Annotated in this window: 20 protein-coding genes, 1 tRNA gene and 1 rRNA gene; 3 read left to right on the top strand and 19 right to left on the bottom strand. The window is 60.0% G+C overall.

Annotated features, from left to right (window positions below; translation table 11 throughout):
• Positions 1 to 108: 108 nt before the first annotated feature.
• A complete protein-coding gene (locus HMPREF2630_RS02225; RefSeq protein ID WP_049342884.1) occupies positions 109 to 1221 on the top strand; it encodes a MauE/DoxX family redox-associated membrane protein in 1113 nt (370 codons plus the stop codon).
• Between the two features lie 190 nt (positions 1222 to 1411).
• Entirely contained in the window at positions 1412 to 2077 is a 666-nt protein-coding gene (locus tag HMPREF2630_RS02230; protein ID WP_049342883.1) for a class I SAM-dependent methyltransferase, read from the top strand.
• A gap of 86 nt (positions 2078 to 2163) precedes the next feature.
• Here the strand turns inward: HMPREF2630_RS02230 and HMPREF2630_RS02235 are convergent, their stop codons facing one another.
• Entirely contained in the window at positions 2164 to 2865 is a 702-nt protein-coding gene (locus HMPREF2630_RS02235; RefSeq protein ID WP_049342882.1) for a hypothetical protein, read from the bottom strand.
• Between the two features lie 64 nt (positions 2866 to 2929).
• On the opposite strand from HMPREF2630_RS02235, the gene HMPREF2630_RS02240 reads away from it, so the two are divergent.
• Positions 2930 to 3907, top strand: coding sequence for a zinc ribbon domain-containing protein (locus HMPREF2630_RS02240; RefSeq protein ID WP_049342881.1), 978 nt, complete (start codon positions 2930 to 2932; stop codon positions 3905 to 3907).
• Positions 3908 to 4179: 272 nt separating this feature from the next.
• Here the strand turns inward: HMPREF2630_RS02240 and HMPREF2630_RS02245 are convergent, their stop codons facing one another.
• The 18 genes from HMPREF2630_RS02245 to rrf all read right to left on the bottom strand — a co-directional run bounded on the left by HMPREF2630_RS02245 (position 4180) and on the right by rrf (position 21539).
• Positions 4180 to 6150: an NHL domain-containing thioredoxin family protein gene (locus tag HMPREF2630_RS02245; protein ID WP_049342880.1), complete on the bottom strand. Its 1971-nt coding sequence runs from the start codon at positions 6148 to 6150 to the stop codon at positions 4180 to 4182.
• Positions 6151 to 6435: 285 nt separating this feature from the next.
• Positions 6436 to 7149 carry a hypothetical protein gene (locus HMPREF2630_RS09070; protein ID WP_065425448.1) on the bottom strand — a complete coding sequence of 238 codons (714 nt, stop codon included), beginning with the start codon at positions 7147 to 7149 and terminating at the stop codon, positions 6436 to 6438.
• Positions 7150 to 7414: 265 nt separating this feature from the next.
• Complete coding sequence (locus HMPREF2630_RS02255) at positions 7415 to 8155, bottom strand: hypothetical protein (protein ID WP_049342878.1); 741 nt, start codon at positions 8153 to 8155, stop codon at positions 7415 to 7417.
• Positions 8156 to 8371: 216 nt separating this feature from the next.
• Positions 8372 to 9094, bottom strand: coding sequence for a hypothetical protein (locus HMPREF2630_RS02260; RefSeq protein WP_049342877.1), 723 nt, complete (start codon positions 9092 to 9094; stop codon positions 8372 to 8374).
• 302 nt (positions 9095 to 9396) lie between these two features.
• A complete protein-coding gene (locus tag HMPREF2630_RS09415) occupies positions 9397 to 10140 on the bottom strand; it encodes a hypothetical protein (RefSeq protein WP_049342876.1) in 744 nt (247 codons plus the stop codon).
• Positions 10141 to 10443: 303 nt separating this feature from the next.
• Complete coding sequence (locus HMPREF2630_RS02270; protein WP_049342875.1) at positions 10444 to 11151, bottom strand: hypothetical protein; 708 nt, start codon at positions 11149 to 11151, stop codon at positions 10444 to 10446.
• 183 nt (positions 11152 to 11334) lie between these two features.
• A complete protein-coding gene (locus tag HMPREF2630_RS02275) occupies positions 11335 to 12159 on the bottom strand; it encodes a hypothetical protein (protein WP_049342874.1) in 825 nt (274 codons plus the stop codon).
• Positions 12160 to 12539: 380 nt separating this feature from the next.
• Complete coding sequence (locus HMPREF2630_RS02280) at positions 12540 to 12824, bottom strand: HU family DNA-binding protein (protein WP_049334027.1); 285 nt, start codon at positions 12822 to 12824, stop codon at positions 12540 to 12542.
• 94 nt (positions 12825 to 12918) lie between these two features.
• A complete protein-coding gene (gene rpsN / locus HMPREF2630_RS02285; RefSeq protein ID WP_005506731.1) occupies positions 12919 to 13224 on the bottom strand; it encodes a 30S ribosomal protein S14 in 306 nt (101 codons plus the stop codon).
• Between the two features lie 2 nt (positions 13225 to 13226).
• A complete protein-coding gene (rpmG, locus tag HMPREF2630_RS02290) occupies positions 13227 to 13397 on the bottom strand; it encodes a 50S ribosomal protein L33 (RefSeq protein WP_004005967.1) in 171 nt (56 codons plus the stop codon).
• A gap of 3 nt (positions 13398 to 13400) precedes the next feature.
• Positions 13401 to 13637 (bottom strand): 50S ribosomal protein L28, encoded by a 237-nt coding sequence (rpmB, locus tag HMPREF2630_RS02295; protein WP_004005966.1) that lies wholly within the window; start codon positions 13635 to 13637, stop codon positions 13401 to 13403.
• 824 nt (positions 13638 to 14461) lie between these two features.
• The gene (locus HMPREF2630_RS02300; RefSeq protein ID WP_049342873.1) at positions 14462 to 15274 is read right to left on the bottom strand and encodes an SGNH/GDSL hydrolase family protein; all 813 of its coding nucleotides are present in this window, start codon (positions 15272 to 15274) and stop codon (positions 14462 to 14464) included.
• Positions 15275 to 15441: 167 nt separating this feature from the next.
• Positions 15442 to 16254: an ABC transporter ATP-binding protein gene (locus tag HMPREF2630_RS02305; RefSeq protein ID WP_049342872.1), complete on the bottom strand. Its 813-nt coding sequence runs from the start codon at positions 16252 to 16254 to the stop codon at positions 15442 to 15444.
• A 191-nt stretch (positions 16255 to 16445) separates the two neighbouring features.
• Positions 16446 to 18644, bottom strand: coding sequence for an acyltransferase family protein (locus HMPREF2630_RS02310; protein ID WP_049342871.1), 2199 nt, complete (start codon positions 18642 to 18644; stop codon positions 16446 to 16448).
• Between the two features lie 117 nt (positions 18645 to 18761).
• A tRNA-Thr gene (locus tag HMPREF2630_RS02315) sits at positions 18762 to 18835 on the bottom strand.
• Between the two features lie 194 nt (positions 18836 to 19029).
• A complete protein-coding gene (locus tag HMPREF2630_RS02320) occupies positions 19030 to 19908 on the bottom strand; it encodes a DsbA family protein (protein WP_049334023.1) in 879 nt (292 codons plus the stop codon).
• A gap of 422 nt (positions 19909 to 20330) precedes the next feature.
• Positions 20331 to 21074 carry a DUF6891 domain-containing protein gene (locus HMPREF2630_RS02325; protein ID WP_049342870.1) on the bottom strand — a complete coding sequence of 248 codons (744 nt, stop codon included), beginning with the start codon at positions 21072 to 21074 and terminating at the stop codon, positions 20331 to 20333.
• Between the two features lie 348 nt (positions 21075 to 21422).
• Positions 21423 to 21539, bottom strand: a 5S ribosomal RNA gene (gene rrf, locus HMPREF2630_RS02330).
• Positions 21540 to 21684: the final 145 nt, after the last annotated feature.

A 21684-nucleotide genomic window follows, 5' to 3' on the forward strand; every position in this document is an offset into this window, starting at 1 on the left:
GTGCAGGGCGTAAAATCGTGTATAATACGGCGGCACGTCGCGCGGTTTATTCTGCCTAAAAACTGCCGCTGCCGCCTCCTGTTTTCGCACACTCACTCAAGGATTCCCATGCTCACTTTCCCCACCGTGCCCCTGGTTCTGTGCACGGCCCTCATCGCTCTCACCCTACTCATCAGTGGTATTGCGAAGGCGAAGGACCCGCAGAGCACCGTCACCGGCATCGAAAACCTCGGCCTGCAGAAGATTGCGCCGGCCCGTGCCGTGTCGCTCATCCTGCCGTGGTTCGAGATCGCCCTAGCCGCCGTCCTGTTGCTGTCGCCCGTGCGGCTGCCCGCCGTAATCGCCTCGGGCCTGGCTCTGGTCCTGATGATTTTCTACACGGTGGTGATTGCCCGCGCCCTGGCGACGGGACGCACTGCGGGCTGCAATTGTTTCGGTTCTGGGTCGACGGCCCCGGTCAGTCGCTACACACTTTTCCGCAATCTGTCGCTGCTGGTGGCTGCGGCGGGTACCCACGCGGCGGCCCTGGCCGGCAGCGCAGGTGTGCTCTTCACGCTGTTCTCACTGGATGCCTCCGGCTGGCTCTGGGCGGGCGGGGCCGCCCTCATCGCGGCAACCCTGGATGCGGTACGCCGCGGCGACGCCCTGGGTGCGGCGGATGAGCGTCCGCAGGTTATCCTGCCCGAGCCGGTGTACGACGAGAACGGCGAGGAGCTGTACGTGCGCATGCCCATCCCGCTGGGCGCCCTCTATCTTGAGGATGGCCGCCGCACGACCATGCGCGAGATTGCGAAGACTCAGGCGCGCGTGCTTGTGTTCGTCTCGGCGACCTGCGGTGGTTGCGTCAAGTTCCTGAAGACTATGCCGCAGTGGCAGGAGCGTCTGCCGCAGGTGGCCCTGCACCCGGTGTACTCCTCCCTGGAGTCGCTGAATAAGTCGCGCAATAACGGTAGTTTTCCCGAGGGCCTGACCCCGCTGATTGACCGTGAGTCGGCGAGCGCGGCGAACTTCGGTTACGGCGTGCCGCTGGCCGTCGTGCTGGGCTCTGACGGCCTGATGGCCGGAGGCCCGGCGGTTGGTCTCGAGGAGGTCGAGGCGCTGATGGGCGATATTGAGGCGCAGTTCGCCGAGGCTGCTCGTCTGGCTGAGGAGGAGCGCCAGGAGCAGATCCGTAAGGCGTTTGCAGCGGGTCCGTCGAATGTTGAGGGCGACCACCTCTAAACACGCTCCTATCGTCCAGTCCCTGTAGCGCCTCTGTAGCGCTTCCGATAGCCCCGTCCGGCTCTTACTGCCCTTACCGGCAGGTGCCGGGTGGGGCTATGCTAGTACGTAGCGCACACACCGCTTATATGCCGCGGTCACCTTGCCTGGTGGCGGTTGGCGCATCCTCAACCCTGTCAAAGGAGTATTTATGGCAATGCTGAGTTTCAACGCGCCGGGCGAGCGCGAGAAGTCCCTGTGGCTCGTCAAGAAGGAGACCAACCCGAATCACTCGCAGTGGTACATCGACCGCTTCAAGGCCATGGAGGCCGAGGGCAACGATATGGCCGGTGAGTCCCGCATGGTGAACGCCCTGGCGTCGCGCGGCGCGAAGATTCTGGACGCGGGCTCGGGTCCGGGCCGTGTGGGCAAGCAGCTGCACGCCCTGGGCCACCGCGTGACCGGCGTTGACATTGACCCCGAGCTCATCGAAGAGGCACGCCGCGTCTGCCCGGATGCTACGTGGATTACCGCCGACCTGGTGGATCTGCCGGAGGTGCTGGGCATCGAGGGTGATGCCACCGCAGAGAACGGTTTCGAGCTTCTGGTGTGTGCCGGTAACGTGATGGGTTTCCTCGCCCGTTCGACCCGTAAGCCGGTGGTGGAGAACTTCCGCCGCGTGCTGGCCCCCGGCGGCCGTGCGGTGGTGGGTTACGGCTCCGGTCCGGGCCGCGATTACGCGTTCGAGCAGTTCCTGGCCGATGCCCGCGAGGTCGGCCTGAACGTCGATAACACCTACTCCTCGTGGCAGTTGCACCCCTATCAGGAGGGCTCCTCAGAGTTCCTGGTGGCGGTGCTCTCTCGCCCCGAGAACTAGGCTCAGCTTTAAGAGCTAGGCAAGGCTCGCAAAAGGCCCGGCGCCTCCCCCATTGCGGGGTGGGTGCCGGGCCTTTACGCGTCTGCCTAGTGGATCATATAGATGTTGCGGGCGATCTCTTCGGGCAGGAAGGAGGCCGCGAAGAGGATGACCACGACGATGACCGCGAGGATGGTCAGCAGGCTGGAACGCCAGCCGGGGTGCAGCTCGTTGAAGGTGATGAGGCCCTTGTGTTCCTTGTCCATGCTGATGACGTTGATCTGCTTGTAGATGGTGGTTTTGGCCGAGAGCTTCGACGAAACCTCACGCATGGTTTTGCCGTCCCAGACTCGCCCGTCGAGACGCATGAGCTGCTTGCCGTCCTTGTCGACGGCCCACATGGCGGGGAAGCTGCGGTAGCGGATGCGTCCGGCCATGGTTTTGAGGTTTTGGCCGTAGGCCTTCTTGGGGTAGAGCTTCTCCGCGAAGATGGTGTGGCTGATGTCGGCGCGGGGTACGGCGAACCAACCGAAGGTACGGGCACGTAGCACGTGGGTCTTGGTGATGACGATAATGGTCGGTTTGAGCACCGAGTAGAGGTTGATGCCGGCGATAGTGCCGATGAGTAGCACAAGGATGGTGTACGGCAGCGCGGGTCGTTTGTAGAAGATGAAGGCGAGCGCGGCGACAAGCACGATGGTGCCGGGGATGGACGCCTCAATGCGCCTGCCATAGGAGCGCATGCGGGGGTGGAATAGTTCGTGGACTTCGCCGTATTTGGCGGGTACTTCGTGAGCGCGTTCTGCCATACACTCCACTTTAGTGTGTGGTCGTCGTGAATCCTAGCCGGACTACCTGCGTTACCCTGGTTCTATGCGTAATTTTTCTCCTGTGGAACGGGTCCTGGCCCTGTGGATGATCGGTGTTGTGGTGGCGGCCTCGATTGCGGCGGCGGCACTGATTATGACGAATAAGCTGGTGTACGGCCCGACCGGCCAGGTGCGGGAGTATTTCCATGCCCTGCGCGTGGGGAACGGTTCGCATGCGCGTGGCCTGTTGAACGCCCAGATTCCTGCCGGGGATGCGGCACTGCTGGACGGCGAGGCGCTGAAGCGTTCGGTCGCCTCGATGTCGCGGGTGGATTACGAGGTCGTTGAGACGAGCGAGGACGGCCGGCAGGCGACGGTGCGCGCGTCCTACACTCTGGACGGGCAGCCGCAGCACACGGATTTCCATCTGCATCATTCGGGTACCCACTGGGGCTTTTTCGATAAGTGGGCTATCGATGGCGATACCCTGCCTACGGTGAAGGTGAATATTCAGGGCGTGGAGGCCGCGACGATTAATAACCGTAAGGTCGCGGTGGACGAGGGCGAGGCGACGTTCCCGGTGTTCTACCCGGGTACGTACGCTGTCTCGTACGATTCGACGGTGTACACGGCTCAGAAGGTGACGGAGACGGTCACGAATAACCAGGGTGAGCACGTGGCGCGCGTCGATTTGAAGCCGAGCGATAACGCGTTGGCTTCGGTTAAGGAGCAGATTAACGACCATCTGCAGAAGTGCGCGGCCCAGAACGCGCTGTACCCGACGGGTTGCCCGTTTGAGTACAGCTTCGGCGGCCGTGTGGATTCGACGGTTCAGTGGACCGTTGAGAAGGTCGCGGATCCGCAGGTGAGCGTGAATGCCTCGGGTGTGTGGTCGGTGCAGCCGATGAAGGGCACGGTGAAGGTGTCGTTTACGCAGCTGGATCTGTACACGGGTGTGCGCTCGCAGGTGCAGAAGGAGATTCCGTTTACGCTGAAGGCCTCGGTGGAGGCGGACGCGAAGGCGGTGCACGTCACCTTCTAAAAACGAGAGCCAGTATGCTCTGAACGCGACATCAGGGTGTCCGAGCGAAGCGAGGACGGGTGCCCCTGTAGGAGCGAAGATGACCCGGCCCTTTCGCGTCCCACAATCCTAAAAGTACAAAGGGAACCGGTACTATCCGCAGCGGTATCAGGGCGGCACAGCAGAAAAGGGTCAGTATTATCCGTAGCGACATCAGGGTGTCCGAGCGAAGCGAGGACGGGTGTCCCTGTAGGAGCGAGGATAATACTGACCCTTGATTCTTTTATAGACCCCTAGTTGATACCGCGCAGGTCCAGGACGAGTTCGCTTTCGTCTGCCTCGTCACCGGTCACGACGACGGGAATACCCCAGTCCTGCTGGTAGAGGTGGCAAGCCGCGTGCTCGGGGATGTCACCGTCGGGGGTGCCGTCGCAGGCGGCGGCGCGGGCGGTGATGTGTAGGACCGCCTCGGTAATTTCGGGGTTGAGCACGAGGGTGCGGGTCAGTCCGGTAGAGGTGCCGGCACCTTCCAGGATGAAGTTCTCGGGGGTGGAGGAGATCTTCAGCTGGGTGGGGTCGCCCCAGCGGGTGTCGAGCTTCTGGCCGGTGGGCACGGTGAATCGTGAGACGAATTCGAGGGTGCCGCCGGTGAGCTTGGTGGAGGGGCGCGCGGTGGTGATAGCGCCTTCGTCAACGTGCTGTGCCTTCGCGGGAATGGAGGCGCGCACGAGCTGGTGCGCGTTGGTTTCCACGATGATGAGGCGCGGGTCCTCGCCGGGTACCTCTTCGACGAGCAGGTCGGAGGGCTCGTCGAGGCCTCGTTCGAGGGTGCCGAGCGTGCCGGTCACCGGGTCCCAGCGGCGGATAGCGCCGTTGTAGGTGTCTGCGACTGCGATGGAGCCGTCGGGCAGTTCGGTCAGGCCGAGGGGGTGCTGCATGCGGGCGGTGTCGGAGTCGCCGTCGACGAAGCCGAAGTCGAACAGGCCCTTGCCGACTGCGGAGGTGACCTGTACGCCGTCCTCGGTGAAGGTGATGTGGCGCAGGCCGCTGGTTTCGGAGCATGCAACCCAGAGGCTACCGTCGCGTGCTTCGATAATGCCGGAGGGCTGGGCGAACCAGGCGTCGGCGGCGGGGCCGTCGGCGAGGCCCTCCACGCCGGAGCCTGCGAAGATGCTGAGGCCGCCGGTGACGGGTTCGTAGCCGAAGAGCTGGTGGGTGCCTGCCATGGCGATGATGAACTGACCGGCTTCACGGGAGTAGACCGCATCCCAGGGCGAGGAGAGCGCAATCTCGGTGGCGGGTACGCCGGCGGGGATGTGGTTGGGGTCGCCGGTGACGGCGTTGTCGCCGTCGATGACGCGCTGCACGCCGTTACCCGCGAGGGTGCGTACTTCGCCGGTGCGCAGGTTGAGGGAGCGCAGGCGGTGGTTGACGGTGTCGGCGACGAGCACGTCGTAGCCGAGCTGCTCGCGCAGGTTCTCGGGTACGAGGGCGAGGCCGGCGGGCTCGTTGAAGCGTGCTTCGGTGCCGGTGCCGTCGACGTGGCCCTTGACGGGGTGGTTTACGGGGTCGTCGCCGCCACCGTAGGCGTTGATGACGGTGTTGAGGTCGGCGGCTACCTGCAGGATGCGGTGGCGTGCGCTATCGGCGACGAGGTAGGTGCGCTCGCGGTTGCCGAAGAGGTTTGCGGGGCCGAATTCGGCGGGCAGTTCGATGGCTTTACCGGGGAAGGCGTAGGTGCCGGCGGCCTTGGGGCGGGGCACGTAGGGGCCGTCGCCGCGGTGCAGGGTACCCTTCGCTTCGTGTTCGGCGACGAGCTCGCGCACGAGGGAGGTGAGGCCCTGCACGTGGCCTTCGCCGGAGAGGTGGGCGACGATGTAGCCTTCGGGGTCGACGACGACGAGGGTGGGCCATGCGCGGGCGGTGTAGGCCTGCCAGGTGGTCAGCTCGGGGTCGTCGAGTACGGGGTGGGTGATGTGGTAGCGGTCGACGGCCGCGGCGAGTGCTACGGGGTCGGCTTCGTGCTCGAATTTGGGGCTGTGCACGCCGACGGTGACGAGCACGTCGGAGAATTCTTCTTCGAGGGGGCGCAGTTCGTCGAGCACGTGCAGGCAGTTGATGCAGCAGAGGGTCCAGAAGTCGAGAATAACGATTTTGCCGCGTAGGTCCTGCAGGGTGAGGTTCTTGTCGCCGGTGTTGAGCCAGGCTCGGCCTTCGAGTTCGCTGGCACGCACGCGTACGGTGCGGTTGGTGTTCTCGCTCATGGGTTCTCTCTCCTGTTGGGTGCGCCGTGTGTGGGCGCGATGGTTTGCTGTCCCCATTATGCCAGCGTGGTTGGGGTGGTTCGCCGGGAGTTGAGCTTTGTGACTTGGGGGCTTAACGACCCGTCATATTCCGTCACATTCCACCCTGGTAAGAGTTATCGGGAGCTATCGGGTCCCCCCTTCCCCGACCTGAAAGGACGCCGGCAGATATAAATCGGTCCGTGCGCATCGGATACGGATGCGCACGGACCGAGGTGCCGCGATATTCGAGGCTTCTTATGGATTTTAGTTCGTGACCGAGCTGATCTTCGTCGGCTTCACAGGTTCCTTAGGGACGCCCACGCCGCCTTCCACGGGGGCGGGAAGCTTGGGGGTTTCCAGGGTGTTAATGAGGTCCTTGGGCACATCGCCCTGGTGGTAGGAAATATAGACGGCACCGCTCCCCTTGACCGCGATGCGTTCGCCGTCAGGCTTAATCCTGATCCAGGAACCGTCGGTGTCCACTAGCTCCGCCTCACCGTTGGCCCTTGCACGGCTCCAGCTACCGTCATTCTTGATGCGGATGATGTACTCGTTGTCCTTCCCCGCAACCAAAGTGACCTTGTTCCTTTCTGAGGTGTAGGTCTTACCATCGGCGTTTTCACCCTTAACGACGCTACGGGTCCCCTCAGCGATAGAGACTGAATTGGCGTACGTTTTGTAGAGGTCCATGGCCAGCTTCCGCGACTCGGCAGCCCCGTCCTCATCCGTTGAGCCGCCGCTAGCGGTCTCCCGGGCAGAGGCGCTCGAAGAGGGCTTAGAAGAGCTCTCGCTACTTGCGGAGGGGGATTCGCTGGCAGATTGTGAGTCCTCTGCGGAGGGCGAGGCAGAGGGTGAGGCGGAGGCGCTTGCCGATGCGGAATCACGGGAGGCTACGGGGGCCTTCACCGCGGGGGCGCAGGCGGCCAGGCCGAGCAGGCTTGCCAGGCTTAGAGACAATACAGCAATAGACTTCTTCACGGAGACATTCTCTTTCCGTCAAGCGTCGTAACCCGGTCACGACGCCGTGTATGGGTGTAGCTGACGTGCCCTGTCTGGGGCACGGCATCATCCTAGCACCGTTCCCTGGGAAAAGTCTGGGCTCCGGCGGCGCTCTCTAAACCCAAAATACCGGGGAAAAATACCGGAAGCCGAGAGCGCGTACGAGAACGCCCCGCACGCATCCACGGGGATACGTGCGGGGCGAACGGGTCTAGTCAGTCGCCGGTTATGGCGATGAGCGCTGCTAGTTCGTTGCCACACTGCTCGGCGTGACGGGGGTCTTCGGAGCGGGGAAATCTCCCACCGGAGCCGGGGTCTTGGGCACCTCCAGGGACTGGTAGTCAGTCGAAACCTCGAAGGTCTTGATATTCACGATGGAAGTTGCGCCGTTCTCATCAATATGAGCCACTTCACCGTTGGTCTTGAAGAGGGCCCAGGAGCCCTTCGCATCCACGGTGACGGCCTCGCCCTCGGGAGTCACGCGTAGCCAGCTGCCGTCGTTCTGAACGGCGATGTAGTTACCGTTCTTGGCCTCGACAATAGCGATGCTTCCGTCAGAGGCGGCGTACACGTTGCCATCGGCGTTCGTAGTCTTCTTGGCGCTCGGGTCCTTCTTAGCCTCTTCGACAGCTTCCTTGTAGGTCTCGTAGACCTTCGGGCCGTAGCTGCTATCGCTGGCGCCATTGGGCAGGGCGGGATTAGCCGACGAACCGCTCGCCTGGGTCTCTGATCCCTTGGTGGAGGACTTGGCGGAGGAGCTCGAAGTCGACTCAGCCTTAGCGGAGGAAGAGCTAGAGGAGCTAGTGGATTCGGAGGAGGCGCTGGAGGAGCTCGAGCTATTCGCGCTTGCAGAGGCGGTAGCGGAGACAGAAGCGCTGGAGGATGCGCTCTGGCTACTATCCGGGTTCTTCGGGGAGGACCCACAGGCGGCCAGGCCGAGCAGGCCTGCTAGGCTCAGAGACAGTACAGCAATAGACTTCTTCACGGCGGATTTCTCTTTCCGTCATGCGTCGCGACATCATCGCGACGCTGTGTATAAATGTGGTTGGTGACACCCGTTTTTGGGCGCGTCCATATCTTAGCACCGTTACCTGGGAAGATTCTGACCCTCATTCTTCCCTTGAACGTAGAAATACCCCGAACGCATCACGTTCGGATACGCGCGGGGTATCGAATCCCAGATTCGGGAAGCTATTTCTGTTTACTTCTTCATGGAGTCTGCGACCTCGGAGAACTTACCGATTTTAGTTGCCTTGACGGGAGTTATAGGGGTGCCGTTGAAGCCATCGATACGGCCGGGGGTCTTCGGGGTCTTGATGGCTGACACGTCGGTGCCTTCTTCGAGGGTCTTGGTGTTCATGATGGCGCCGGTGCCGTCCGCCTTAACGACGGTGTAAAGGTTATCCTTTGAGTTGGCCACGGCCCAAGAACCATCCTTGTCCACGAAAACGGTGACTCCATCGGAGCTCATGCTGGTCCACTCACCGTCGCTCATGATGCCGATAACGGTGCCGTCCTTGCCTTCGACGTAGGCAACCTCATCGTTGTAGTATGCGGTTCCGTCGCTGCTTTCGGTCTTCTTCACTCCGGGCTTCTCCTGGAATTTCTTCACGAATTCCTTAGCAGCACTGTAGCTTGTCTCGTCCGACTGCTGGGAGTCATCCCCTGCGCCCTTAGATGCTTCCGTGGCGCCGGAGGAATCTGCCGAGGAAGTCTGGGTGCTCTTAGCTGCAGCCTTGGTGGTTTCCGCCGCCGAGGGGCTAGAGGACTGGGCGGCCGCCGAGGGGCTTGCAGAGGCGGTCGCGGATGCAGATGCCGACGCACTTGCGGAACCGCTGGGGGCGGACACTTTGTAACCGCCGCAGGCCACGAGGCCGAGGGCTCCTGCGATGGTCAGGGACAGAACAGCAATGGACTTCTTCATCGTGGTTTCTCTTTTCTGTATGCGCCGCTCTGCAACGGCGCAATGCGTAGCGTGGCTGTGGTGTACACCAGCGTATCCGGGATACGCCCCCATGCTAACACCGAGACCTGAAAACTCCCTGGGTTGCCGCGCCGCAGGTGGACCCCTCCCCCGTTACTATCACAGCCCTTTGTGTTCAAGCTCCCTAGAACACAAAAACGCCCCGCACGCATCACGTTCGGATGCGTGCGGGGCGCTGGTGTCCCTGTTCTGTTGGGCTGTTCGTCCCAGGGGCATGAGCTAGTTTTTACTTGGCACCTGCATTACTTGGCGCCTGCAACCTCGGAGAGGTCAGCGATCTTAGTGGGCTTGACCGGGGTCTTAGCGGTGCCCTTGAAGCCGTCGATGCGGGCAGGTGCCTTCGGGGTCTCGATGCTGGAGACGTCAGTTGCCTGCTCGAAGGTCTTGGTATTCATCACGGAGGCGGTGCCGTCTGCCTTGACGACGGTGTAGAGGTTGTCCTTGGGGTTGGTCTTAATCCAGGAGCCATCCTCACTCACGACGAGGGTTACACCATTGGAGTCAATGCTGGTCCACACACCGTTATTCTGGATGCTGACAATAGCGCCGTCCTTGGATTCGAATGCAGCGAGTTTATCGGTATAGTAGACGGTGCCGTCGCTGGTCTGCACCTTCTTCACGCCGGACTGCTCCTTGAGCTGTTCCAGAGCTTTCTTGCTGGCGGTGTAGCCTGCGGAGGCTGCCTGATTGGCGGATTCCTGACCCTTCTTGAGTGCTTCGGTTGCTTCGCTGGGCAGACCGCTGGGGGTGCTGATGGTGCCCTGGGTGGTCTTGGTTTCTGCCTTGGTGGTTTCAGCTGCTGCGGAGGTGGTGCTCTTGCTGGTTGCTGCTGCGGAGGTGCTTGCGGGTGCGGAGGCAGTTGCGGAAGCGGACGCGCTCGCCGATGCGGAGGAGCCAGAGTTGGATCCGCCGGAGTTGCCGCCGCAGGCCACGAGGCCGAGGGCTCCTGCGATGGTCAGGGACAGAACAGCAATGGACTTCTTCATCGTGGTTTCTCTTTTCTGTATGCGCCGCTCTGCGACGGCGCAGTGCGTAGTGTGGTTGACCTGTACTCCGGTATGCCCGGCGTACGCTTTCATGCTAGCACCGCGACCTGAAAGCTCCTTGAGATGTTGCGGTGCCCCCTCCCCCGCTTACGGGTCTTCTCAGCTCTACTGGTCTTCTTAGACCGGCTTGAAGACGCAAAACGCCCCGCACGCATCACGTTCGGATGCGCACGGAGCGTCTTTATAAGTCAGACGGGCTATTCGCTCGGTGAGCGTGACTAGCCGTTGTCAGCTCTTTACAGCTTACTTGGGCTGTGCGGGCTTGACGGGATCAACCTTAGCCTTAGCGGGCTTGGTGGGAACCTTCGGAGCCTGCAGCTGAGACTTCTCGCCGCCCATGATGGAGGTCACCTCACCGGAAGCGTCCACGGTTGCCTGCACGCCTGCGTTGGTCTGGATGCTCCAGGAACCGTCAGCCTGCACGGAAACCTGACCCTCTACATCCTGGCGGCTCCAGGAACCGTCAGCCTGCACAGCAATCTGGGTGTTGGTGGCGTCGTCCTGAACGGTCCAGCTGCCGTCCTCGGAAACCTCGGAGCCGCTCACGGAGGTGTTACCCGCAGAGTCCTTGGACTCTGCCTTGGTGTTGCCCTTGTCGTCAGCCTCGGTCTTGGAGGTGTTGCCCTCGGAGTCCTTAGCGTTTACGGATGCCTTGCCGTCTGCGCCGACCTTGACGTCTGCGGAGTTACCCTCGCCGTCGTTAGCCTTGACGGTCACGTTGCCGTTAGCGTCAACGCTCACGTTAGCGGTTGCCGATGCCGATGCGGAGGAGGATGCCTTAGCCGAGGAGCTGGAGGTAGCCTGAGTCGATGCGCTGGGCGATGCGGTAGCCGAGGAGCTTGCGGTGGTGTTCGAGGAGGACTGCGAACCACATGCGCTCAGACCCAGTGCGCCTGCGAGGGCGATGGACAGAACGGCGGCGGTCTTCTTCGCTGCGGGGGTAATTGCCATTGTTTTCTCCTAGTGGTTGTTCAATACAGCTGGCTGGCAGGGGTGAGGTGTTCGGGAAGGTTCCGCAATATTCATAAAGAATATTTGAACGTTTATCGGTTAGCCAACCATTTTAATTCTATCGAGAGTTAGGGATTTGACCTACTCAGTGAGCTGAGGGTCGAGCCATAAAAATTTCGCGGCTTACGAGCGGGGTACGACCGGTTGCACGGGGTTCACGGTGGCCCCCGCGGGCTTGGCGGGAACGACGGGCACCTGGATTGTGCCCTGGCCGGTCTGCTTCCAGGTGCCGTCGGCGCTCACCTCAACAACGCTACCCTGGCCGGTCTGCTCCCACGAGCCGTCCGACTTCACTTCAACGGTACCGTTCTGGCCAACGCGTTCCCAGGAACCGTCAGCGTTTACCTCAATGACGTCGCCGTTGGGTGCGTGGTAGCTCCAACCGCCATCGCTCTCAATCTCAATGAGGGTGTAACCGTTAGCCGCGCTGATGGTCCCGCTGGCGGTAGCGGTGGTGCCAGAGTTACCGCTATTACCCCTTGAGGATGCGCTCTCCCCCGCCTTCTCATCCACCTTCGCGGAAGATCCGGAGTTACCCGAGCCGCCATTGACGGTAGCGTTACCGCTGGCATCTGCGGTGACATCGGTGCCGTCAGCGCCGTTGACGGTGATGCTTCCATCGGCTCCCGTGGTAACGCCGGTGCCGTCCGCACCGGTGACGGTCACGGTTCCGGTGCTCTGGGTGCTACCGGCGGATGCGGTGGGGCTGGCGGTAGGGCTGGCCTTGACGGTCACCTTGCCGTTGCCCGCATTGACCGCGGCATCCGCCGTGTTGCTTGCCATTGCGGTGGCAGTTGCGGTGGTGGTGTTCGAGGTGTTCTGGGTGCCGCATGCGCTCAGGCCGAGAGCGGCAATAGCGGCCAGGGAAAGGGCGGCCGCGCCGGTTCGAAGGCCGCGGCGAGCGCCTGCGGGGTGATTGTCAGTGCGATGCTGATTGTGTCGTGCCATGTGGGGTCTCCTCTGCGAGGCCCCGCGGGGTGCGGGGTGTATGGGGTGTATGGTCGGTGGCAGTTCGGAGAACCCTTCATCGTTCGTCGATGCGGTATTCTCCGTTCCGTTGGTATAAGCCTAAAGTGTGAGTCTAAGACTGAGCTTTAGTTAGCTGTGTTTAAGCTGTGTCACCTACCCGCTGCATAAGTATTTTTCCCAGAGCTCCTTGAAATTCGCGTATTTTCGCTCAGCTCATGCATAGCTTTCATGTGTTATGAATAAACTTTCTTAAATTTTTCTGTGTGTCCCACACGGCCCCCCCCCGAAAAGCACCCTGACACGCAAAGAAGGCCCCCACCTGATGGTGGGGGCCTTCTGCAGATTCAAAGTCTCAAGAATTACTTCTTAGCGACTGCTGCCTTCAGCTTGGAGCCTGCGGTCAGCTTCACGCCGTGACCGGCGGGAATCTGAATGGTTTCGCCGGTCTGCGGGTTACGGCCGGTGCGAGCTGCACGGTCGGTACGCTCAATTGCCAGCCAACCGGGGATGGTGATCTTCTCGCCCTTGGAGACGGAAGACTCGAAAACCTGGAACACTGCGTCGAGGACTGCGTTCACGGTTGCCTGGCTCTTGCCAGACTTCTCTGCAACCTCTGCAACGAGTTCGGTACGGTTCTTAGCCATTAGGGTGCCCCTTCCAGAGACTTAAAAGGTTTGAGTCTAAAGCGAGTGACCGTCGGTAACGACGGAAAACCGTTTAGGAACTAAAATACCAGATTTACCAGCTGGACTTGGTGATGCCGGGCAGCTCGCCGCGGTGTGCCATCTCGCGGAAGCGCACGCGGGAAATGCCGAACTTCTGGAAGGTGCCGCGGGGACGACCGTCAATCTGGTCGCGGTTACGCACGCGCACGGGGGAAGCGTTGCGGGGCAGCTTCTGCAGTGCCACGCGTGCTGCTTCGCGCTCCTCGGGGGTAGCGTTCTCGTCGATCAGGGTCTTCTTCAGCGCGATACGCTTCTCGTTGTAGCGAGCGACGATGACCTTGCGCTGCTCGTTGCGAGCGATCTTGGACTTCTTAGCCATTCTTAGCGCTCCTCTCGGAAGTCAACGTGCTTGCGGACGACGGGGTCGTACTTCTTCAGCACCATGCGGTCGGGGTTGTTGCGGCGGTTCTTACGGGTCACGTAGGTGTAACCGGTGCCAGCAGTGGACTTGAGCTTGATGATAGGACGGAGGTCCTTAGCCTTGGATGCCATTTACTAGATCTTCTCCCCGCGTGCGATGATTTCTGCAACAACGGCATCGATGCCACGAGCATCGATCACCTTGATGCCCTTAGCGGACACGTTCAGGGTTACCTTACGACGCAGCGAAGGAACCCAGTAGGTCTTCTTCTGTACGTTCGGGTCGAATCGACGCTTGTTGCGGCGATGCGAGTGCGAAATGCTGTGTCCAAAGCCGGGAACAGCTCCGGTCACCTGGCAGACTGCTGCCATGTTTCACTCCTTTATTGATTGACTTTTATGACGGTACGCAGTCGATGTTACTCGTGAGCGTCCCGCCACCAATGTAGAAGCACCGGGTTATTCGCCGGGCTAGAGTGTTTGAGACCGTCGCGTGGGTGAGAGGCCACGCATCGATCCCCGCCGCGGGAAAAACGGTGAAGCTTATTAGTGTCGAGAGGCGTTTCCACCACTACGAACAGCGTTAAATTCTAGGTAAACACGGGGGTTCTCGCAAGCTTGCGCGCCGGTATTTACCGTTAAATCCCGCGGAATCTCGGTGTTCTGAGCCGGATGCACCACCTGCGCGAGGGAGTGCGCATTCCGAGGGAGTATGCATGACACGCTACGCCAAACATACCTATCCATTCTAGCAAAATCAGGTATTTTTGCAAGTCCAGATGTTTTTAAGGGATTCTTTAACGCCCCTAGTCAGGCGTTAATTCGCGATTTTAAGAACGGGTGTTCTTTATGTGACCCGCGATAAATTACACCGTTGAAATTCATGTTGTGAGATTAACAGCTTAAGCCGGATTTAAGCCGAAAACAGCCCCGCACCACCGATTCTGACGGTGTGCACAGGGCTGTTAAACAGGCTTAAACACGCGTTTAAAAAGCTTTTAACTCTCGTTTTAACGTCTCTGCCCCGGTTTTAAAGGGCAGTTTAAGGGTTCTCGGCGGTACGAGTAACGGCGGATTCACCGTTCCAGTTACGGCGTAGATGCGAGCGCAAATACGGTACAGATACCGCGCAGGACACTCCCCCGGCGTACAGTTTTACACCGTACCGTGAGCCACCGCGCCCCTAGTTCTTCAGCCTAGTTCTTAAGACTTGCCGCGGGCACCCACTGCGGGTACTTGGGGGTCACGCCGTCGCCGGAGCTCGTGCCCCTCAGACGGCGACCAATCCACGGCAGGGCAAACTCGCGAACCCAGCGCGCCTCCTGCTCAACCTTTTCACGAACGGTCAGCTGGACCTCCGGGGGAAGGGCACGCTCGGGAACGATGCCGGGCAGACCCAGCTGCGCGAGGGCACGCGAGGCAAAACGCTCGTGGCCGAGTGCGTTCATGTGCAGTCGGTCGTCGGCCCACAGGCGCCAGTCGAGAAAGTCGGTCCAGCGCCAATAGTCGATGATATGCGCGTCGTGATCTTCAGCGATGCCGCGTAGCAACTCGTTGTAGGTGGCGGTGCGGCCGCGGGTACCGGCGAAGGGGCCCTGGCCCTGCACGTTAAGGCCGGTGATGGTCAGAATCGTGATGTCCTGGGAGCGCAGAGCGGCAAAGGCCTCGTCCACACGGGTCATGAGCTGATCAATGTTGACGTTGGGACGCATGATATCGTTACCGCCGCCGTAGAAGGTGACGATATTCGGGCAAAGGTCGAGGGCGACGGGCAGCTGCTCATCAATAATGGGGTTCAGCAGACGGCCGCGAATGGCGAGATTGGCGTAGGTCGCTTCAGGGTCAACGGAGCCGATAGCAGCGGCCACGCGGTCGGCCCAGCCGCGCACGCCGTTGGGTCGGCGAGGGTCTACATCGCCCACACCTTCGGTAAACGAATCGCCAATTGCTACGTATCGTACCGATTCGCCGTTGAGCTTGCCGTTGGAATCAAGGAGCGGGGTCGTCATTGTGTTCTTCTTTCCGGGCCTTATGAAGAATGACCCTTCTATGTAATAAGCCGGCACACCCGTACGGTGTACCGGCCTCATCGCTTAGTGCGTCCTGTTATCCAGTATCCCACGATGGGGGCGGGAATCCCAGATATTGTTTTCTTCCCCTTCCCCTCCACCGCGATTTATTCAGGTATGGATGCGCCCCGCGAATGCGGGACGACCACGACGCTACCGTCATCGAAGGGATCGGTGACCTCGGCCTTGAGTCCAAAAATCTCGTCGAGGTTGGGACGGGTCAGTACGGCGCCGGCCTCGCCCTGAGCGACGATAGACCCCTCCTTCATGGCGACCAGGTAGTCGGCCACGCGGGCGGCCAGGTTTAGTTCGTGGAGGACCATAATCATGGTCGTTCCGCGCTCCTCATTGAGTTCGGCAAGCAGGTCGAGCAGTTCCACCTGGTGTGCCAGGTCGAGGTAGGTAGTCGGCTCGTCCAGCAGTAGAATGTCGGTTTCCTGGGCGAGCGCCATGGCAATCCAGACGCGCTGGCGTTGGCCGCCGGAGAGCTCGATGACCTGGCGTTCCGCAAGGGACATGGTATCGGTGGCTTCCAACGCCCAGGCAACCGCCTCGTCGTCTTCGGCGCTATTGCGCTTGAAGAGGCCCTGGTAGGGGTAGCGGCCACGCGAAACGAGATCGGCTACGGTAATTCCTTCGGGAGCGATGGGATGCTGGGGCATCAGCCCGACCATGCGGGCAAAGCCCTTCATGGAGTATTCGTGGGTGGATTTGCCGTCAAGGGTGAAGTCGCCGTTAAGCGGCTTGAGCAGTCGGGAGACACCACGTAGCAGGGTGGATTTGCCGCAACCGTTGGGACCGATAATCGCGGTAATCTTGCCCTTCGGGAACTCGAGGGAGAGGTCTTTGACGATGGTCTTCTCGCCGTATCCGAGGCTAACGTTCTCCACTCTGAGGGTGCGTTCGGTGATTTCCTTCATCGAGTTCTTTCTGCCATATCCGCGGTCTACACACTTAGATTAGCCTAAGCAAGTTCCAAGTTAGTCTATCCTGACCATTCGTTCAAGCGCAGGCGGTTTTCGCGCGGTTTATGACGTTAAAATGCAGAGTCTCCCGACCCGCTGAACGGTTCGGGGGACTCTACAAGGCGCGGGATACTCTAGGGCCGAGGCTAGAGGTTGACCCTGCCTCCCACGAGCCAGCCGCCTTCTGCAGCACGTTGGAAGACGGTCTGGGCCATGGTGCGGCCGTAGGTCTTACTCACGTGGTTATCGTCCAGGTACACGTAGATATTGCCGATTACGGAGCTACAGGTCCCGTCGGGGCAGTAGACATCCTTCAGATCCACCATGACAGCACCCTGGTTGCGGTACTTGTCGAAGACTTCCTTTGCGGGGTTCTCGGCGGCGTACTTCTCACTGGCCGGACGGGCGCAGGAGCTCTTGTCGCTTCCAGCCTTCTGGCCGCACTCGTAGATGTTGAACTCGAAGCGCGGGTTATCGCGCAGACCGATAACCTGGATACCCGCCTCGGTGAGGCGGCGAACCGTCTCGTCCAGAGCGGGGTCGATCTTCTCCTCGTTGGAACGGGCCTGGGCCGCGGTAGCAACCAGAACCACGGTCTGGGGCTTACGCTTGAGGATTTCCTCGGTCAGCTTGGAGTTGAACTCCGAGCATTCGTGAGTGGCGGTCACGGCACTTGTCGGGTACTGGCAACCACCGAGCAGGTAGGCCTGCAGGTTGGTCTTGGTCTGTTCCGCAATGGGCTTGAAAGCGCTGAGAGCCTGCTCTGCGTGGGAGTTACCCACAACCATGGTCAGCGGCGCATCGTCCGATCCGCTCTTCTGCAGGCTGCAGTAGCTGGCGAGCGCAGCGTCGGAGGGCGCGAAGGCGCCGGTGCAGGTATCGCTGAGCGATTCGTACTGCGCCTTCACATCGCCGCCGGTGGGAATCGGATTATCGATGAGGCCCTGCTGCGCCCCGCCGATAGCGCGCGCACCCGGATAGTTGTCGTTGACGGTCTGAACCTGCAACTCGGCGTTGCGGGTGGACTCGGTGTTCTGCGAGGTTAGCCAGGCCTGCGCGATGAGCAGAGGGCCTCCGGCCACGAGGAAAATAGCCAGCAGGAAGGCCACCTGATCGGCCCAGGTTTTCACGGAGAAGACGGTCTTAAAACGCATCTTCATCATGAGCCAGGGAACGAAGGGGTCCTTACGGTAGCGCAGCGGCTTCTCCACGTAGCGGATGAGTAGCCAAGCCAGGCCGATAGAGACCAGGATAATAACCGCGCCCTCGATAAAGTTCACGCGAGAGGTGCCCACAGCCGTGCTGTAGAGAATCAGGATGGGCCAGTGGACCAGGTACAGGGCGTAGGAAATATTGCCGAGGCTCTGCAGAGGTGCCGAGGAGAGCAGGCGGTCCACGCCCCAGCGGCTATTAGTGCTACCGGCCATGATGACGAGCGCACCGGAGAACACGGGCCACAGAGCCAGGTAGCCGGGGAAAGCTCGTTCAACCGGCAGGATGGCGCCGCAGGTAACCAGGCCGACGATGCCGATCCAGCCCATCACGACGCGTGCGCGTTCGGGTGCCTTCCATTTGAGGGTGAGCATAGCGAGCAGGGTGCCGATAGCAAATTCCCAGAGACGGGTGCGGGTATCGAAGTAGGCAAAACCCTGGTTGCTATTGGTCTCAACGATGGAGAACGTCAGGGAGGCAACAAAGACCGTGTTGAAGACGAAGACCGCGGTCGTGAAGAGGTTCCCACGGTATCGGTGCACAAAGTAGGCGACGGCGGCAAAAAGCAGGGGCCAAATAATGAAGATCTGCCCCTGGATGGAAAGCGACCAGAAGTGCTGGAAGGGTGACTTCGCGGCGGCGTTCTGGGCATAGTAATCCACGGAGCTAAACGCCAGGTTCCAGTTCTGGTAGTAGAAAAGGGAGCTCGTGGCGTCCTGCATCATCTGCGACCAGCGGCTGGGCGCAAGCACAAAGAATGAGGCAATCGTGGTGCTGGCGATAACGACCGTCGCCACGGGCAGCAGGCGCTGGAAGACGTGCAACCAGTAGTTGAAGAGTTTGAGGGGCTTGCCTTCGTTGATCTTGCGCATGAAGGAGAGCGAGAGCAGGAAGGCGGAGATGAACAGGAAGACGTCCACACCGCCGGAGACCCTGCCGAACCAGACGTGGTAGAGCACGACGAGTAGCACCGCGAAGGCTCGCAGGCCCTGGATTTCGGGGCGGAACCCTCGCGATTCGATGAATTCTTCGAGGGGGTAGTCGCCGGCTTCGCGCGGGCGGATGCTGCGCGGGGTGGAGGGGCGGGTTCCCTGCGGCGCGGGGGCCTGCGAGGTTCCGGAGGTCTCAGACATACATGTTCCTCGGATGGGTTGTGGATGTGCGGGTGCGGGTCCCTAGACGCTGTGGACACTCGCTACAACAAAATCCTGATATGCCCGAGGGTGGTCGGCGCAAATCAGGATCGTGAGAGCCTCCTACCGGATTCGAACCGGTGACCCTCTGTTTACAAGACAGATGCTCTGGCCATCTGAGCTAAGGAGGCAACCCGTCCAGTGTACCCTATTCCCCGGCCCGGGTTCCGCTTAGCCGTCCTTATCTCAGGCCGGTCTCACGGACCGATGGGCCGACCTTCTTCGGTGCTCTCGTTAAAACTCCGCATCACCCATAGTTCTCGAGAGCGGTTAAAGACCGGGGGTCCGGCAACCGTTGCCGGTTGCCGGACCCACCGAGGGTACATTACTTCTTCTTGGCCTCAATCTTGCTCTTGAGGAAAGCGCTGAAGTCGTTGCTGGTGTACTGGTCACCGTCTACGAAGACGGTGGGGGTACCCTGAATACCGTTGCTTGCGGATTCGGCGTTAACCACGTCCACAAGGGGACGCCACTTGTCTTCGTTCATGTCGGAGCCAATGGAGGCGCCGTACTTGGAAGCGATATCGGCGATCTGCTGGTTGTTCATGTCGCCGGTGCCCTGGTGTGAGAAGATCTCACGCTGGTAGTTCAGGAAGTTGCTGGTGCTCACCTGGTTTGCCACAGAGTATGCAGCTGCCGCGTTACGTGCGGAGTATGCGGTGGGCGAGGAACGGTCCAGGAAGGTTAGGTTGCGGATTTCCAGGGTGATAGTGCCGTCCTCGACGAGCTTCTGGATTTCTTCACCGTACTTAGTCTCAAACTCTGCACAGTGCACGCAGTTGTAGTCCTGGAAGATGGTCACGCGTACGGGCTGGCCGTTCTTGGCGGCCTCTTCTGCGGTCTGCACGCCCGGGGGCAGGGTGTTGACGGCCGCAGCGGTTCCGTTGACCATGGGGGTCACTGAGGAGGTTGAGGTGGCCAGCTGCTTGAAGTCGCGGGTCTCCTGGGTGGAGGAGTTCTTGACGATTCCGTCCTTGGTCAGCACAATACCGCCGTATTCGTTGGCGCTGGCGGGTACGGGGCCGCTCTCCGCAATCTTGTTGTTCTTGTTACCGTTGACCACAACGAAGCCGATGATACCTACGATAACGAGGACCACGGCGAGTACGCCGAGCTGGAGCCAACGGCGGCTTGCCTTGCTGGGGCTCTTTTTAGCCTGCTGCGCCGCAATCTGACGGGCTTTTTCGCGGGCGTCGGTCGACATGCCTGCTCCTTTGGTTGGGAATATGGGTTGGCGGTTCATCCACTTCTTCTAGCCTACTCGGTGGGAGTATGCTTCTGCCCGATAAAGATTCAGATACCCCTACTCTTCCAAGCTGGGCACGCCTGTATCTCTACCGGGCGTTCTAGAGCTCAGCTTCCTGCCGCGTATAGCAGCTGAAAGTCATGTCGAGCAGTTCCTATCTCGAGGACAGGTTCTGTCTTATCTCTAGTGTGGACGTACCGCGCTACCCGTCTAGCCTACCGAATGGGTGCCTTATCGGCTAGTTAATACTCTGTCTAAGAAGCTGTGAATCGTGTTCTCACGCTCTCAGCATATTTTCTCTGTAAACTTTTGTACCATCAGGAAGTGCCCCTCCCTACTACATACGCCGCAAGGCTCCCATCCGGTTCGGCTCACTACCGCTAGGGGATGTTGTAGACTTCTACTCCCCCAATGAACGGACGGGTGTCAAAGTTCCCCTTCCACTCCACGCTCAGGCCGTGCTTCTCCAGTACAGGGATAATCGTATCCTTCATGAGCTCTACGGAGAGCTTCTTGTGAAGGGCACTGATCTCTTCCTTCTGCGCATCACTCAGCGCGTTCCATTCATTTTCGTCCCTGGGGTAGGCGAGGAACGAACCGAATCCGACGTAGGTGCCGCCGCTCTCTGCGAGGCTTTCGGCGTCCTGCTGGTGGAAGTAGATGTATCCCTTCCATTCACGGCTATCGTCGATCTCATCCCAGATCTCTGCGGATGCGCAGGTACCGCAGCAGGTGAAGTTCTGCCGTGCGATAACCCCTTCTTCTTCCAGTGCTGCGAAGGCACGGTTAAGGTTCGAGTTCTTCTGCATCTCGGGGGTAATACCCAGCTCAGCAGCGAATGCACGACGACGCTTGATGAGCTCTTCCACGTAGCCCTCTACACGCTTTTCCCAGAGCTTGCTGTCTTCATTCTCACCGTCATATTCCAGCCCGAGTACGTCCATCACATTATCGGTGATGGTTTCTACGTACAGACCGGTATCGGATTCGCCCATGAACAGGAGGGGCCAGATGGGCCAGAGTAGCTCAGCTTCGTCTTCTTTGCTCAGTCCCCATTCTTTGGGGAGGGGCGGGTCGAGGCGTTCTTCGCTCCAGCGTTCGTAGATGCTCTTCTCATCGGCCATGATGATGCTCCTTTGCTTGCTCTCTACTCGTTGGAGTAGAGATGTGGACTGCTCTTGTTGTTAAGGTACCAAGAGTTTCTCTACCTCGCCCTCTATTTCGTCATTCAGGCGGATCTGTGAATTCCCATCTCATTGCCTCTGCAACCGGCTGGCACGCTGTCTGGCGAGGCTACATCCCCTGTTCCTCTGCCTCTCTGCTACGTCTCGGAATCTCTGGATCTATGAGTCTCTGAGTCTCTGTACCTTTGCTGAGTTAGGTGTCTTTCGTTCTAGGAGCTGTCGTTCTAGGAGTTTTTGGGTACACAAAAAGAGGGGAAGACCTATAAGGTCTTCCCCTCTTGAATAAAAAACCCGCGGTGACCTACTCTCCCACACCCACAAAAGTGCAGTACCATCGGCGCAAAGAGTCTTAGCTTCTGGGTTCGGAATGGAACCAGGCGTTTCCCTCTTGCTATAACCACGGAAAATCTAGCGAATAACTTCGTTATTCAAAATTTCCGAATAAAAAGCCTCAGCCTCCCGAAGGAAGCCCAGGGTTATTATCCAAAAACCATACAGTGAACGCAAACAACAATTTCTCAAAAAAGTAAGCCTTCAGCCTATTAGTACC

The organism is Rothia sp. HMSC072B03, assembly GCF_001809565.1.
Taxonomy (GTDB): domain Bacteria; phylum Actinomycetota; class Actinomycetes; order Actinomycetales; family Micrococcaceae; genus Rothia; species Rothia mucilaginosa_A.